The sequence below is a fragment of the Rhodococcus ruitaii genome (genome assembly GCF_055230935.1).
The window spans coordinates 37,086-52,328 of the sequence record NZ_JBUYWC010000008.1; the positions used below are offsets into that span (position 1 = coordinate 37,086).

14 protein-coding genes and 1 tRNA gene are annotated in these 15,243 nt (G+C 65.0%); 8 read left to right on the forward strand and 7 right to left on the reverse strand.

The window, feature by feature from the left end; all coding sequences use genetic code 11:
• Positions 1–30 precede the first annotated feature (30 nt).
• Both ACZI8W_RS11550 and ACZI8W_RS11555 read left to right on the forward strand, forming a co-directional pair.
• A complete protein-coding gene (locus ACZI8W_RS11550; protein ID WP_463368642.1) occupies positions 31–996 on the forward strand; it encodes an ATP-binding cassette domain-containing protein in 966 nt (321 codons plus the stop codon).
• Entirely contained in the window at positions 993–1,853 is an 861-nt protein-coding gene (locus tag ACZI8W_RS11555; RefSeq protein WP_463368643.1) for an ABC transporter permease, read from the forward strand. The genes ACZI8W_RS11550 and ACZI8W_RS11555 overlap by 4 nt, the downstream gene beginning before the upstream one ends.
• A gap of 105 nt (positions 1,854–1,958) precedes the next feature.
• Here the strand turns inward: ACZI8W_RS11555 and ACZI8W_RS11560 are convergent.
• The 3 genes from ACZI8W_RS11560 to ACZI8W_RS11570 form a co-directional block, all read right to left on the reverse strand.
• A tRNA-Val gene (locus tag ACZI8W_RS11560) sits at positions 1,959–2,033 on the reverse strand.
• A 34-nt stretch (positions 2,034–2,067) separates the two neighbouring features.
• On the reverse strand, positions 2,068–2,532 hold the full coding sequence (locus ACZI8W_RS11565; protein WP_463368644.1) for a peroxiredoxin: 465 nt from the start codon (positions 2,530–2,532) through the stop codon (positions 2,068–2,070).
• Positions 2,533–2,565: 33 nt separating this feature from the next.
• The gene (locus ACZI8W_RS11570; protein WP_463368645.1) at positions 2,566–2,988 is read right to left on the reverse strand and encodes a DUF3052 domain-containing protein; all 423 of its coding nucleotides are present in this window, start codon (positions 2,986–2,988) and stop codon (positions 2,566–2,568) included.
• A 352-nt stretch (positions 2,989–3,340) separates the two neighbouring features.
• Between ACZI8W_RS11570 and aceE the strand changes: the two genes are divergently transcribed.
• From aceE to ACZI8W_RS11600, 6 genes are all read left to right on the forward strand, one after another.
• Positions 3,341–6,211: a pyruvate dehydrogenase (acetyl-transferring), homodimeric type gene (aceE, locus tag ACZI8W_RS11575; protein WP_463368646.1), complete on the forward strand. Its 2,871-nt coding sequence runs from the start codon at positions 3,341–3,343 to the stop codon at positions 6,209–6,211.
• 100 nt (positions 6,212–6,311) lie between these two features.
• A complete protein-coding gene (locus tag ACZI8W_RS11580) occupies positions 6,312–7,595 on the forward strand; it encodes a PucR family transcriptional regulator (RefSeq protein ID WP_463368864.1) in 1,284 nt (427 codons plus the stop codon).
• Positions 7,596–7,723: 128 nt separating this feature from the next.
• Positions 7,724–8,641: an ACP S-malonyltransferase gene (locus tag ACZI8W_RS11585; protein ID WP_463368647.1), complete on the forward strand. Its 918-nt coding sequence runs from the start codon at positions 7,724–7,726 to the stop codon at positions 8,639–8,641.
• Between the two features lie 143 nt (positions 8,642–8,784).
• Positions 8,785–9,063, forward strand: a complete 279-nt coding sequence (gene acpM, locus ACZI8W_RS11590; protein WP_463368648.1) for a meromycolate extension acyl carrier protein AcpM — start codon at positions 8,785–8,787, stop codon at positions 9,061–9,063.
• A complete protein-coding gene (locus ACZI8W_RS11595; RefSeq protein ID WP_463368649.1) occupies positions 9,060–10,313 on the forward strand; it encodes a KasA/KasB family beta-ketoacyl-ACP synthase in 1,254 nt (417 codons plus the stop codon). The genes acpM and ACZI8W_RS11595 overlap by 4 nt, the downstream gene beginning before the upstream one ends.
• 91 nt (positions 10,314–10,404) lie before the next feature.
• On the forward strand, positions 10,405–11,838 hold the full coding sequence (locus ACZI8W_RS11600) for an acyl-CoA carboxylase subunit beta (protein WP_463368650.1): 1,434 nt from the start codon (positions 10,405–10,407) through the stop codon (positions 11,836–11,838).
• A gap of 24 nt (positions 11,839–11,862) precedes the next feature.
• Here the strand turns inward: ACZI8W_RS11600 and ACZI8W_RS11605 are convergent, their stop codons facing one another.
• The 4 genes from ACZI8W_RS11605 to ACZI8W_RS11620 all read right to left on the reverse strand — a co-directional run bounded on the left by ACZI8W_RS11605 (position 11,863) and on the right by ACZI8W_RS11620 (position 15,150).
• Positions 11,863–12,369 (reverse strand): DUF3145 domain-containing protein, encoded by a 507-nt coding sequence (locus tag ACZI8W_RS11605; RefSeq protein ID WP_463368651.1) that lies wholly within the window; start codon positions 12,367–12,369, stop codon positions 11,863–11,865.
• A gap of 102 nt (positions 12,370–12,471) precedes the next feature.
• Positions 12,472–13,302, reverse strand: coding sequence for a serine hydrolase domain-containing protein (locus tag ACZI8W_RS11610; RefSeq protein WP_463368652.1), 831 nt, complete (start codon positions 13,300–13,302; stop codon positions 12,472–12,474).
• 115 nt (positions 13,303–13,417) lie between these two features.
• Entirely contained in the window at positions 13,418–14,545 is a 1,128-nt protein-coding gene (locus ACZI8W_RS11615) for an NDMA-dependent alcohol dehydrogenase (RefSeq protein ID WP_463368653.1), read from the reverse strand.
• An 89-nt stretch (positions 14,546–14,634) separates the two neighbouring features.
• Positions 14,635–15,150 (reverse strand): DinB family protein, encoded by a 516-nt coding sequence (locus tag ACZI8W_RS11620; protein ID WP_463368654.1) that lies wholly within the window; start codon positions 15,148–15,150, stop codon positions 14,635–14,637.
• Between the last annotated feature and the right edge of the window lie 93 nt (positions 15,151–15,243).

The following is a 15,243-nucleotide window of genomic DNA, read 5'->3' on the forward strand; positions in this document are numbered from 1 at the left end:
TTGTACGCAACATGAAGGGGAGATTCGGAAATGACTTCAGGACCAGCTGTCCAGGCCACTGGCCTGGTCAAACGGTACAAAGACAAGGTCGCGCTCGATGGCGTCGACCTACTCGTACCCCGGGGAACAGTCCACGGTCTGCTCGGCCCGAATGGCGCGGGAAAAACCACGGCGGTGCGGATCCTGAGTACCCTGACCGACGCCGACGGCGGTACCGCCCACGTCGCCGGGTTCGATGTGTCGAGCCGGCCCCGTGAAGTCCGCCGCAGAATCGGACTGACCGGCCAGCAGACCGCCGTCGACGACCTGATGACGGCCCGCCAGAACCTCACCATGTTCGGCAGACTGTTCCGGCTCGGCAAGGGGGACGCTCAGCGCCGCGCCGACGAGCTGCTGGAGATCTTCGGGCTCACCGACGCCGCCGGTCGCTCACCCAAGAAGTTCTCCGGTGGCATGCGCCGCCGGTTGGACCTCGCAGCCTCGATGATCCTGGCCCCGCAGGTCCTGTTCCTCGACGAGCCGACCACAGGCTTGGACCCTGCCGGACGCAGAGAGGTGTGGGAGGCAGTACGAAACCTGGCCGCGGAGGGCACCACGGTACTGCTGACCACCCACTACCTGGATGAGGCCGACAAGCTGTGCGACCGGATCAGCGTGATCGACCACGGCCGGAACTTCATCGAGGACACACCCGCCGGGTTGAAGCGGCGCATCGGAGACGAACGGCTGGAGCTGGTTGCCCACGATCCGGCCGAACTGGCCCGGGCTGCTGCGGCCGTCGTCCGCGTCCTGAACGCCGAGCCGGACGTGGAAGAGACCGAGGCACGGCTGAGTATCCCGGTACCCGACGGTGTCGCGGCACTGACTGCGGTGGCTGCGGCCATCCAGGCCGAAGACATCGACATCGCCGATATCGGACTGCGCCGGCCGACTCTCGACGAGGCATTCCTGTACCTGACCTCCACCGCGAACAGAACCCTCGAGGAGACTCGATGACCACCACAACACCCGCGCTCGCCGAAACAGCAACGCCGAAGCCCACCGAGTCCCGTCTGGTCTGGGCCGTACGCGACTGCTGGACCATTGTGCTCCAGGAGTTCACCCACCTCGTCCGCCAGCCCAGCACCTTTGCCTGGCAGATCGGCTTCCCGGTGGTGATGGTGCTGATGTTCGTCTACGTCTTCGGGTCGGCGATGGACGTCACCGGCCAGGGCGCCGGCGAAGGCTATGTGGATTTCGCCATGCCCGGGATGTTCGCCATGACGATGGCGCTGGGCTTCATGGACACTGCCTATGCGGTGACCCACAACAAGGAGAAGGGCTTCATGGATCGATTCCGGTCGATGCCGATGTCGCCCTCCGCGCCGGTGACCGGACGTGCACTCTCCGACGTCATCCGGGCGGCGCTCGACCTGGTGGTCATCGTCGGGGTGGCTTTGCTGATCGGCTGGCGATCCGGCGGCAGTCTCGCGGCAACCTTGCTGGCCTTTGCGCTGCTGCTCTGGCTGAGACTGGCATTGATCCTCGTAGGCATCTTCCTGGGGTTGTGCATCACCAACACCGAAACCGCCGGCATGCTCTTCGCCGTGGCTTTCCCCTTGGGATTCATCTCGTCGGTCTTCACCCCGCCTGAGATGATGCCCGGCTGGCTGGGTGCAGTCGCGGCGTGGAATCCGGTTTCGTCGACAGCGACGGCGATCCGCGAGCTGTTCCAGACCCCGGGCATCGACTCCCTGGAACCGGCCTACTGGATCGACGGCCACGCTCTGCCGGCAGCAATCATCTGGCCTGTCGTGATCATGTTGATCTTCGGTCCGTTGGCGGTCCGCCAGTTCAAGGCCCTGAGCCGGTAGAGCATCGGAGCAGCAGGGTCGTGCCGCGGCGCGGATCGAGCGCGGCCCTGCCTCCCGCTCGGACGACCCCACAATCCGACGAGACCGGTTGGACGGACAACCTTCTGGTGGGCGCGGAGGGTTTCGAACCCCCGACCGCTGGTGTGTAAAACCAGAGCTCTACCACTGAGCTACACGCCCGCACACTCGGCAACCGAAGGCTGCCGATGTCGCCTCAGGACTTTAGCGCGGCGAGCGCCCGGACCCAAGCCTGCTGGTCACGGGGCTCCCCAGGACCGTTCTCTTCCGCAAACCGCACAACCCCGGCCTTGTCGATCACGAAGGTTCCGCGGTTCGCGAAGCCGAGTTTGTCGTTGAACACGCCATACGCCCGAGCCACCTCACCGTGCGGCCAGAAATCCGCCAGCAGCGGGAAGGTGTACCCCTGTTCTGCAGACCAGATCTTGTGGGTCGGGGACGCACCCACCGACACAGCCAGGATTGCGGTGTCGTCGTTCTCGAAGGTCGGCAGGTCGTCGCGTACGGCACACAGCTCGCCTTGGCACACCCCCGTGAACGCGAGTGGGTAGAAGACCAGCAGCACGTTCTTGGCGCCCTGGTAGCTCGACAACGTCACTTCCTGGTTGTTCTGGTCCTTCAGTGTGAAATCCGGCGCGTGGGCGCCCACGGTAATCGCCATCGAAAATTGTGTCCTTCAGTCGGAGGAATCAGCTCAGCGGCGCGGACGGCCGGTCTTCGGCTGCACCAGCCGGCTACCGATCCAGTCGCCCAGATTCGCTGCCGAGGTCTGGGTCAGGCCGGCGGTGGTGGCCGATTCGGCGATCTCACTGGGCTCGACGTGATCCGGGCGACCCGTTTTCGGGGTCAGGACCCACACGACACCGTCCTCGGCGAGAGGACTCACGACATCCATCAGGTTGTCCACAAGATCTCCGTCGCTCTCGCGCCACCACAGCAACACGATGTCGACGACCTCGTCGGAATCCTCGTCCAGCAGTTCCGTACCGGTGACTTCCTCGATCGCTGCGCGCAACTCGTCGTCGGCATCGTCGTCCCAGCCGAGTTCTTGCACCACGTGGTCGTGCTTGATACCGAGTTTCGAAACGTAGTTCTTGGCATCCGCCGCGGCGACCACGGTTGGCCCTCCTCAAGGTTGCGGCCGCGGACGATCCGCGTACCGGTGTGACGTTCAATTGAACAAAGCGAACATGGTCGGGCGCCGTAGCGCAACCCGAAACGCTGGGATTTCCACGAGAATCTTCCGGATTGGCCAGAGAATCTTCTGAATCGACGCTACGCGCACCCTTCCGAAGGGTCCACTCGCTCACGATGCGGGCCCGATTTGCCGGACCGCGTCGTACCCGATCCGACGCGATGAGGGAAGATGAGGGGAGCATCATGTTCAGATGTCGATGAGTTGGCCCCCACAAGGGCCGGCTACGGAGCGGGCGCTACACCTGCGCGCCCCACCACATGAGGAGCTGACGTTGACAGACCTGATCCACGGACCCGAATCCCGAACGAACGCCGCCACACCGGGCGTGTCAGGTACGGGCCCCTCGACCGACACCCCGACCCCCACGACGGGCAACCGGGTTCGAGTCATCCGCGAGGGTGTGGCTTCCTATCTGCCGGACATCGATCCGGCGGAAACCTCCGAGTGGCTCGAGTCCTTCGACGGAATGCTCGAGGCTGCCGGGCCCTCCCGAGCCCGCTACCTGATGTTGCGCATGCTCGAACGCGCCGGCGAGCGTCACGTATCGATTCCGGCATTGACCTCCACCGACTACGTCAACACCATTCCCACCGAGAGTGAACCGTGGTTTCCGGGCGACGAAGAAGTCGAGCGACGCTTCCGCGCCTACATCCGCTGGAACGCCGCGATCATGGTGACCCGCGCACAACGTCCCGGAATCGGTGTCGGCGGGCATATCTCCACCTACGCCTCGTCCGCCGCCCTGTACGAGGTCGGGTTCAACCACTTCTTCCGTGGCAAAGACCACCCCGGCGGCGGCGACCAGATCTTCATCCAGGGCCACGCGTCGCCCGGAATCTACGCGCGCGCCTTCCTCGAGGGCCGTATCCCCGCCGAGCAACTCGACGGGTTCCGTCAGGAGCACAGCCACGCCGCCCTGGGCGGTGCGCTGCCGTCGTACCCGCACCCGCGGCTGCTCCCAGATTTCTGGGAGTTCCCGACGGTGTCGATGGGCCTCGGCCCGATGAACGCCATCTACCAGGCACGTTTCAACCATTACCTGGAAGATCGCGGCATCAAGGACACCTCACAGCAACATGTGTGGGCTTTCCTCGGCGACGGCGAGATGGACGAACCCGAATCGCGTGGCCTCGCCCACGTCGCCGCGACCGAGGGCCTCGACAACCTCACTTTCGTGATCAACTGCAACCTGCAGCGTCTCGACGGCCCGGTCCGTGGCAACGGCAAGATCATCCAGGAACTGGAGTCGTTCTTCCGCGGCTCGGGCTGGAATGTCATCAAGGTCGTGTGGGGCCGCGAGTGGGACGCACTCCTGCACGCCGACAAGGACGGCGCGCTCGTCAATCTCATGAACGTCACCCCGGACGGCGACTACCAGACCTACAAGGCCAACGACGGCGCGTTCGTGCGCGAGCACTTCTTCGGGCGCGACCCACGCACCAAGGAACTGGTCAAGCACCTCAGCGACCAGCAGATCTGGAATCTCAAACGCGGCGGACACGATTACCGCAAGATCCACGCCGCGTACAAGGCTGCGATGGAACACAAGGGCCAGCCGACGGTCATCCTGGCGCACACCATCAAGGGCTATACCCTCGGCAAGCACTTCGAGGGCCGCAACGCGACCCACCAGATGAAGAAGCTCACCCTCGAAGATCTGAAGTACTTCCGCGACGTCCAGCGCATCCCCATCTCCGACGAGGAACTCGAGAAGAACCCGAAGACACCGCCCTACTACCACCCGGGTTTCGACGCACCCGAGATCCAGTACATGCTCGAGCGACGCCGGAATCTCGGCGGATTCCTCCCCGAGCGCCGCACGACGGCAGCCCCGTTGAAGCTGCCCGAGGCAAAGACCTACGACGTGGTCCGCAAGGGCTCGGGCAAGCAAGAGGTCGCCACCACGATGGCGGTCGTGCGCGTACTCAAAGAACTTCTCCGCGACAAGGAGATCGGCAAGCGCATCGTGCCGATCATCCCGGACGAGGCCCGCACGTTCGGAATGGACTCGTGGTTCCCCTCGCTGAAGATCTACAACCGCAACGGCCAGCTGTACACCTCGGTGGACGCAGAGCTCATGCTCGCCTACAAGGAGAGCGAGATCGGTCAGATCCTGCACGAGGGGATCAACGAGGCCGGTTCGACGGCGTCGTTCACCGCGGTCGGTACGTCGTATGCGACCCACGGCGAGCCGATGATCCCGGTGTACATCTTCTACTCCATGTTCGGCTTCCAGCGCACCGGCGACGGTCTGTGGGCCGCGGCCGACCAGATGGCGCGTGGCTTCGTACTCGGCGCCACTGCCGGGCGCACCACCCTGACCGGCGAGGGCCTGCAGCACGCCGACGGGCACTCGCTGCTTCTCGCGTCCACCAACCCGGCAGCAGTGACGTACGATCCGGCGTTCTCGTACGAGATCGCACACATCGTGCGCGATGGTCTGCGTCGCATGTACGGCGGCACGCCAGCGGCGGACGGAACACTCGAACCGGGTTTCGGCGGCGAGAACATCTTCTACTACATCACCATTTACAACGAGCCGTACACACAGCCGGCCGAGCCCGAGAACCTCGACATCGAGGGCCTGCTCAAAGGCATCTACCTGTACCAGCGCGGTGCGGCGTCGGGCCCGAAGGCGCAGATCCTCTCCTCGGGCGTGATCATGCCCGAGGCGCTGCGCGCACAACAACTGCTCGCTGACGAGTGGGGCGTCTCGGCCGACGTATGGTCGGTGACCTCGTGGGGTGAACTCCGCCGAGAAGGTATCGAATGCGACCGTCAGGCCCTGCTCGACCCGGCCCAGGACGCCGCTGTCCCCTACGTGCAACGGGTGCTCAACGACGCAGCCGGGCCGTTCGTCGCAGTGTCCGACTGGATGCGGGCGGTGCCCGACCAGATCCGCCAGTGGGTACCGGGCGACTACACCGTGCTCGGGGCCGACGGCTTCGGATTCTCCGACACGCGCCCTGCGGCGCGCCGCGTGTTCAACATCGACGCGGAGTCGACGGTCGTCGCGGTACTCGCCGCACTCGGCCGTGAAGGCACGATCGACGCAGCCCGCGCCGTCGAGGCAGCGGCGAAGTACCGGATCGACGATGTCGCGGCAGCTGCCGCGCCGACCTCCGATCCGGGCGTCGCCTGATCTTCACGGGTGTGCGCTCATCTCGAGCATCGGTGAACCTGCCCGGACCCCGTCCGGGTAGGTTCTTCGCATGGTCGACGAGCCGGAGCCGCGCCGGGTGATGCGCGCAGCGGGTGCCCCCGCAGGGCGTCCGATACCACCGCAACGTCCGGAACGCGCACCGTTGCCCGATGCTCTACTGCGGCGGGTCAAACAGTTCTCGGGACGTATGTCCACCGAGGCTGTGCACGTCATGCAGGAGCAGTTGCCGTTCTTCGCGGATCTCGATGCGTCGCAGCGTTCGAACGTGCAACTGATCATCCAGACATCGGTGGTCGATTTCCTCGAATGGGTACGCGACCCCGAGAGCGACATCTCGTTCAGCCTCGACGCGTTCCAGGCGATTCCACAGGACCTGGCACGGAGGCTCACCTTCCGCCAGACCGTCGACATGGTCCGTGCGGCCATGGAGTTCTTCGAACAGTGGCTGCCTGCCCTGGCCCGCAACGAGGAACAACTGATTGCGCTGACCGAGGCGATCCTCCGGTACGGTCGTGAGCTGGGTTTCGCTGCTGCGTCGGTGTATGCGAGCGCTGCGGAGTCGCGGGGAGCCTGGGACACCCGTCTCGAGGCTCTGGTGGTCGACGCTGTCGTCCGTGGCGACACAGGATCCGACATGCAATCCCGTGCCGCCACCCTCAACTGGGATGCGACCGCCCCGGCGACTGTGCTCGTCGGCTCTCCCCCGCCTGAGGAGGGCGTGTCCGCGGTGACGACGGTGCACACCATCGCCCGCGCGCACGGTCGTGCGGCGCTGGCGGTCGTGCAGGGCGAGCATCTGGTGATGGTGGTCAGCGGAGAACTCCACGGCAACTCCGAGGCCGTCGCGTTCCGAGACGAGCTCATGTACAGCTTCTCGAACGATCCCGTCGTCATCGGCCCGACCACTCCGACGCTCGCGTCGGCGCACGCGTCGGCGGTCGAGGCGATGGCGGGAATGGAGGCCGTCGTCGGCTGGCCGGGTGCTCCTCGACCGGTTCACGCGACAGAGTTGCTGCCCGAACGTGTGCTCCTGGGCGACCCGGGAGCGATCACGGCGCTCGAGGACGAGGTCGTGGTACCGCTCGCGGCCTCCGGTTCGGCACTTTCCGACACGTTGGACGCATACCTCGACAGTGGTGGTGCTGTCGAGTCCTGTTCCCGAAAGCTGTTTGTTCATCCAAATACCGTCCGGTACAGGTTGAGGCGAATCACCGAAGTCACGGGACGGGACCCGACAAATCCGCGTGATGCGTACGTGCTCCGAATCGCTGCAACCGTGGGTCGTCTGGCACAAAGTCATAACGAACTCAGATCCCCCACACCACCAGTCACTCGATTCACAATTCGAGAACAGGACACGTAACGGTTACGGGTGAGCCACCGATGGGGAACGTCGACGTGGGAATTTGTAGGAACCCTACAAATCCTGCCCTCACCTTTCATCCTCACCGACATCTCGGAGGAGTGCCCTCAGGGTGTTCTCTGATCATCGTGATTTCGCTGCTTGCCCCCGGTCAGGGGTCTCAGACACCAGGAATGCTGACTCCATGGTTGGAGCAGCCCGGCGCTCGCGATCGAATCGAGCTCTGGTCGAAAGCCTCGGGGCTCGATCTCGAGCGCCTCGGCACCACCGCCACCGCCGAGGAGATCACCGATACCGCCGTAACCCAGCCCCTTGTCGTCGCGACGGCACTTCTGGCATACGAGGTGCTGGACGCACGCGGCCTGATCACGACCGACACGATCGCTGCCGGTCATTCGGTCGGTGAACTCGCGGCCGCCGTCGTCGCCGGCGTCCTCACCGCCGACGTGGCCGTGTCTCTTGCCGCGATCCGCGGCGCGGAGATGGCCAAGGCATGCGCTCTCGAACCCACCGGCATGTCCGCCGTCCTCGGCGGCAGCAAGGACGAGGTGCTCACTCGGCTCCAAGAACTGGATCTGACGCCCGCCAACATGAACGCGGCGGGCCAGATCGTCGCCGCAGGACGCCTCGACGCACTCGAGGAACTCGCGGCGAACCCGCCCGCGAAGGCACGCATCCGACCGCTCCCCGTGGCCGGTGCCTTCCACACCCGTTTCATGGCTCCTGCACAGGACGCCGTCACCGCGGCAGCGGCGCAGATCACACCCCGTGATCCCGATCGTCCGCTGCTGTCCAACTTCGACGGTGCACTCGCCACTTCCGGAACCGATGCACTCGAGCGGATCGCAGCACAGGTCACCCGACCCGTCCGCTGGGATCTGTGCACCGCGTACCTCGTGTCTGCACAGGTCTCCGCCGTGGTGGAACTGCCGCCTGCGGGAACGCTGGTGGGCATCGCCAAGCGCGAGATGCGCGGCACGCCCAACAGCGCACTCAAGGCCCCGGCCGACATCGACACGTTGGCGGAAGCACTGGTTCTCGGTTAGGTTGCTGCGCGCGCTGTGCAACGCGGGCAGTGCTGCAGTACCAGCACACGAAGACCCCCGGGGACTCCCGGGCACCGGGCCGGACATCCGTACGGACCGGTTTCACACGACATCGTCGACCAACCCAAGAAGGGAGCCACGAAGTGGCCCACACCCAGGAAGAAATCATTGCCGGGATCGCAGAGATCATCGAAGAGGTCACCGGTATTGAGCCCTCCGAGGTGACCATCGAGAAGTCCTTCGTGGACGACCTCGACATCGACTCGCTCTCGATGGTCGAGATCGCCGTGCAGATGGAGGACGCGTACGGCGTCAAGATCCCCGACGAGGACCTCGCGAGCCTGCGCACCGTCGGCGACGTGGTCGTCTACGTCCAGAAGCTCGAGGCCGAGGGCGTTCAGGCCACCAACGACGGCGAATGAGCGCTGCCGTGACCGCCCCTTCTCCTCGGACGCTACGAAACGTCGTCGTCACGGCTCTCGCGACCACGACGTCGATCGCAGGTGATGTGGATGCCACATGGAAGGGCCTCCTCGCCGGCGAGAGCGGGATCGGCACGCTCGGTGGGTTCGTCGACGAGTTCGACCTTCCCGTTCGCATCGGCGGCACGCTGAAGGTCAGCCCGGACGAGTCCCTGTCGCGGATCGAAATCCGGCGGATGAGCTTCGTCGAACGGCTCGCGCTGACGCTGTCCCGCACGGCATGGTCGAACGCCGGTAGCCCGGAGGTCGACCAGGACCGCCTCGGTGTCGTCATCGGCACCGGTCTCGGCGGCGGCGATGCCCTCATCGACGCCGTGGACAAGCTGCGCGACGGCGGATACCGCAAGGTATCGCCGTTCGTGGTGCAGATGGTCATGCCCAACGGTCCATCGGCGACGGTGGGTCTCGAACTCGGCGCTCGTGCGGGAGTGCTGACTCCCGTCTCGGCATGTTCGTCGGGTTCCGAGGCCATCGCGAACGCCCACCGGATGATCGCCATGGGCGACGCGGACATCGTCGTCACCGGCGGTGTCGAGAGTCGACTCGATGCGGTGGCCACCGCCAGTTTCGCGATGATGCGTGCGCTGAGCACCCGCAACGACGACCCTCAGGGCGCTTCCCGACCCTTCGACAAGGATCGCGACGGATTCGTCTTCGGCGAAGCCGGCGCACTGATGGTCCTCGAGTCGGAGGAGCACGCCAAGGCACGTGGCGCAACGATCCACGCTCGCGTCCTCGGCTCCGGCATCACGTCGGACGGGTTCCACATCGTGGCACCCGATCCGGAAGGTACGGGCGCAGCCCGTGCGATGACCCGCGCAATCGAGACCGCCGGGTTGTCCAAGTCCGACATCGGGCACGTCAATGCTCATGCGACGTCCACCCCGATCGGAGACATCGCCGAGGCCAAGGCCATCGGCGCGGCGGTGGGCACGCACACCGCCGTATACGCACCGAAGTCCGCACTCGGTCATTCGATCGGCGCGGTCGGCGCACTCGAGGCAGTACTCACGGTCCTGGCCCTGCGTGAGGGAGTCATTCCCCCCACGCTGAATCTCGAGAACCAGGATCCAGATATCGACCTGGACGTGGTACACGGTGAACCGCGCTACGGACAGATCGATTTCGCGTTGAACAACTCGTTCGGTTTCGGTGGGCACAACGTCGCCATCGCGTTCGGCCGGGCCTGACCCCGACCGGCATACGCCGCACGCGCGGTGGAGGTTCCACTCGAGAACCTCCACCGCACCCACTCACCGCGTTTCGCCCGAGGAGCACCCGATGACAATTCTGGATCCGGCCACCCAGCGCCACAGTGCGGTCGACCCCCGAGATCCGCTGGCCCGCCTCGAGAAGTTGTTCGATCCGGGATCGGTGGACCTGCTCCACCCGCGCGACAACTCCGGCGTTCTCGCCGCGATCGGTCACATCGACGGTGTCCGCACCGTCGCCTACTGCTCCGACGCCACCGTCATGGGCGGTGCGATGGGCGTCGAAGGATGCCGGCACATCGTCGACGCGATCGACACCGCGATCGACAATGAGCATCCCATCGTCGGCCTGTTCCACTCCGGCGGTGCACGCCTCGCGGAAGGCGTCGAGGCGCTCCACGCAGTCGGCCTCGTCTTCGAAGCGATGGTCCGCGCATCAGGACACATCCCCCAGATTTCCGTCGTCCTCGGGTTCGCCGCGGGCGGCGCCGCCTACGGGCCTGCTCTCACCGACATCGTCATCATGGCTCCCGAAGGCCGCGTGTTCGTCACCGGCCCCGACGTGGTGCGCAGCGTCACCGGCGAGCAGGTCGACATGGAGTCACTCGGCGGACCCGACACTCATACCAAGAAGTCCGGTGTCGCGCACATCGCGGCGCATGACCAGGAGGATGCGCTCCATCGCGCACGCCGTCTCGTGTCGATGCTCGCCGAACAAGGCGAGTTCGATGTTGCTGCCGCCGAACTCGGCGACACCGACCTCCGTGCGCTGATGCCCGAGTCCTCGCGTCGCGCCTACGACGTGCGGCCGATCGTCCACGAACTGCTCGACAATGTCGAAGGCGAGTCGAGTTTCGAAGAGCTGCAGGGCGGCTGGGCCCGCAGCATCGTCACCGGCTTCGGGCGTCTGGGTGGTCGCACCGTCGGTGTCATCGCCAACAACCCCCTCAGACTCGGCGGCTGCCTCAATTCCGAGAGCGCCGAGAAGTCGGCCCGGTTCGTGCGCATGTGCAATGCGTACGGCGTGCCACTCGTCGTCGTCGTCGATGTTCCCGGATATCTACCCGGCGTGAGCCAGGAATGGGAGGGCGTCGTCCGGCGCGGAGCCAAGCTTCTGCACGCCTTCGCCGAGGCGACCGTGCCACGTGTGACTCTCGTGACCCGCAAGATCTACGGCGGTGCCTACATCGCCATGAACTCACGTGCACTGGGCGCAACCGCAGTGTTCGCGTGGCCGGAGTCGGAGGTCGCGGTCATGGGAGCGAAAGCCGCGGTGGGGATCCTGCACAAGAAGGCCCTCGCCGCCGCACCGGACGACGAGCGCGATGCATTGCATGATCGTCTTGCGGCCGAGCACGAGGCGCTGGCCGGCGGGGTCGGCCGGGCGATGTCGATCGGCGTCGTCGACACGATGATCGAGCCGGCGAAGACCCGCAGCACACTTGCGGCAGCCCTCGCGGCAGCGCCCTCGCGGCGCGGCCGGCACAAGAACATTCCGCTGTAAATTCCAATCCGAAATAGTTACACATCAACCCACGTCGCGGCGAAGCCAGGTGACCTGCGCGCCGTCGTCTCCACTCCGGTACAGCTCGAGCTCATCGTCCCATGCGGTGCCCAGGCTGCGGTGGATCTCGCCTTCGACGTCGGCGGAGGCCAGCATCGCCCGCAGGCGCATCTCCCCGATCACGACGTCGCCGTTCGCGCTCGTGTTCCCGCGCCACAGCCCCAGTTGCGGAACGTAACTGTACCGCTCGCCATCTACCCCCTCGCTCGGGTTCTCGGTGATCTCGAACCTGAGCATCGGCCACACCCGCAGCGCCTCGACCAACCGCCCAGCGGTACCGACCGGGCCTGTCCACTCCACCGAAGTGCGCAGCAGACCCTCACCGGCGGGTTGCCCCGTCCACGTCAAGTCGGGGCGGCTGTCCAATGCGGACGCCAGTGCCCACTCGATGTGCGGACACACCGCAGCCGGCGACGAATGGACATAGACCACCCCGGTAGTCGCATCCGCGAACTGGTTCGATACGCGCATACATTCACCTCCGATCAGACGAGGACGTCTTCCCCAACGGCCTCTTCGCGAAGGTGGTGCACTGCAGCTATCCGATAGTGTGCCGGTGTTGCGCCTGTTTCGCTAGCGAACGAGAGAGGTTTTTGTGATTTCCTCCAGCACGGCGTCATTGAATTCGACCCACAGCGGCTTGGCCCACTCCCCGAATGCCCGATTTGTGAGTACTACGCAAGCAGAGTCGATTTCCGGGTCCACCCAGAGGAATGTGCCCGACTGGCCGAAATGACCGAAAGTCCTCGGGGAATTCCCCGACCCGGTCCAGTGCGGACTCTTCTCTCCCCGCAGCTCGAAACCGAGACCCCAATCGTTCGGCTTGAACATTCCGTACCCCGGCACAATTCCGTTCAGTCCCGGAAACTGCACCTGGATCGCCGCGTCGAAGGTCTGCCGCGACACGAGGCTGGGATTCAACAGCTCCTCGGCGAAACGGGCGAGGTCAGCCACCGTCGAATGCCCACCGTGACCGGCCGAGCCCGACAGTGTGGACGCCTGCATCCCGAGTGGTTCGAACACCGACTCGGTCAGGTAATCACTGAACCCGATATCGGTCTCGGATTCGATCAGTTCGGCGAGCACCTCGAATCCCGCACTCGAGTAGATGCGCTTGCGTTCCGGATCGGTCTGAACGGTCCGGTCGCCGAATGCGAGACCCGACGCGTGTGAGAGCAGATGCCGCACGGTGGACCCTGGCGGGCCGGCGGGCTGGTCGAGCTCGACCGCACCTTCTTCGACGGCCACGAGAAGCGCGTAGGCGACCAGAGGCTTGGTCACGGACGCGAGGGGGTAGACCTCGGCGAGATCACCCACGGACCCGACAACGCCGCCGGTGCGGGTGAGAACCGCACCGGCGGCGTGATCGACGGGCCAGTCGGAGATCAGGGAGAGGCTGTGCATCCACTCAGACTACGGGGCATCCATTCAGACTACGGGGGCATCCGATCAGACGATGGGGCACCCGATGAGACTTCGAGACCAGGCATGTGACCGCCTCCTCACCGGCCGGCTCTCGTCACCAGTCTGCTTCGGTGTACCGGATGACGCCTCGGATGTTCTTGCCGTCGAGCATGTCCTGATAGCCGTCGTTGATCTGCTCGAGGGTGTAGGTGCGGGTGACCATGTCGGCGAGATTGAGCTGGCCGGATCGGTACAGATTCAGCAGGTCCGGAATGTCCGCACGGACATTGCATCCGCCGAAGATATGACCCTTGAGGTCCTTCTGCAGCATCGCGAACAAGAACGAGTTCAGCTTGACGTCCATGTCGGTCATGTGCCCCATAGCGGTGACGACACACGTGCCACCCTTCGCTGTGAGCGTGAGCGACGGATCGACCAGATCGCCGGACATCTCGCCGACCGTGATGAGAGTCTTGTGGCACATCCGACCCCACGTGATCTCCATGATGGGGACGATGGCCTCTTCGATCGAGGCGAAGGTGTGCGTGGCACCGAACTTCATGGCCTGCTCGCGCTTCCACGGCACCGGGTCGATCGCGAACACGTGTCGGGCACCGGACGCCACGGCGCCCTGGAGCGCACTCATCCCGACACCACCGACACCGATGACAGCGACCGAATCGCCGGCGTTGATATCTGCGATATGGGTCGCCGAGCCCCATCCGGTGGGGACGCCGCAGCCCACCAGCGCGGCGAGCTCGAAGGGGATGTCCTTGTCGATCTTCACAACCTGCGTCTGGTTCACCGTCATGTACGGAGAGAACGTCCCGAGCAGGCACATCGGTATGACGTTCTTACCGTTCGCCTGGATGCGATAGCCGCCGTCGGCGATCGCCTGACCGCTGAGCAGTCCCGCGCCGAGATCGCACAGGTTGGACTGCCCTCGCGCACACGACGGACACCGCCCGCACGAGGGGATGAATGACAGCACAACGTGATCCCCCGCTTCGAGGCCCACGACACCGTCGCCGACCTTGGTGATCACGCCCGATCCTTCGTGACCACCCATCACGGGGAACGACGGCATCGGTGTGGCACCGGTGACGATGTGGTGGTCCGAGTGGCACATACCGGCGGCTTCCATGCGGATCTGCACCTCGCCGGCCACAGGATCACCGAGCTCGATCTCCTCGACCGACCACGGCTCGTTGAGCCCCCACAGCAGTGCACCCTTGGTCTTCATCTGGCTACGCCTCCATCACATTGCAGCTTGTGCACGTGACACTAGCCATAAATCGCAATAATTGAAACAGGTTCTACCAGAATTCTCGGTCACTCCACGTCCCACAGATGGTGGACGTGCTCGTGGGCGAAATACAGGGCCAGAGTGCGAACGGTGAACCTCGCCCCGTCACCTCGCCGGCCACCGCGTGCACGCCGTTCCGCCGGCACCCCTGCGAAGGCCCCGGCCGCGCGGTCGCAGGCTTCCGCCAACTCGCGGGCGACAGTCGCGGGTTCCTGAACTGCGTACGCGCCATCGACGGCGGCCGCATCCTGGTCCCAGTCCTCGAACAGCGGATCGTCCTCGGCAAGGATCGATTCGAGACGCACCCGAAACACTCGGCACACGTCGCGCAGATGCGCTGCGTACTCGAGAGCCGACCAGGACGATTCCCTCGGCCGCATCGCGGCATCGCTGCGCTCCAGGACCGCGGGCCATCGCTGTGAACCGCTGCGTACGAGGTTGGGAATGTCGTCGTAGGCCACCGATTCCGGATCGAATCCACACGCGGGGCACGCACGCTCGACCACCCACGTCCAGTCCTTGTCGTCCGGTCGGATCACCATGCACCCATGGTAGGACCTAACCTGAAGGTCTCACTCTCATTGTAGAGAATGTTATTTCCGTATAACGTAAACGCCATGCCGATATGCGACAAG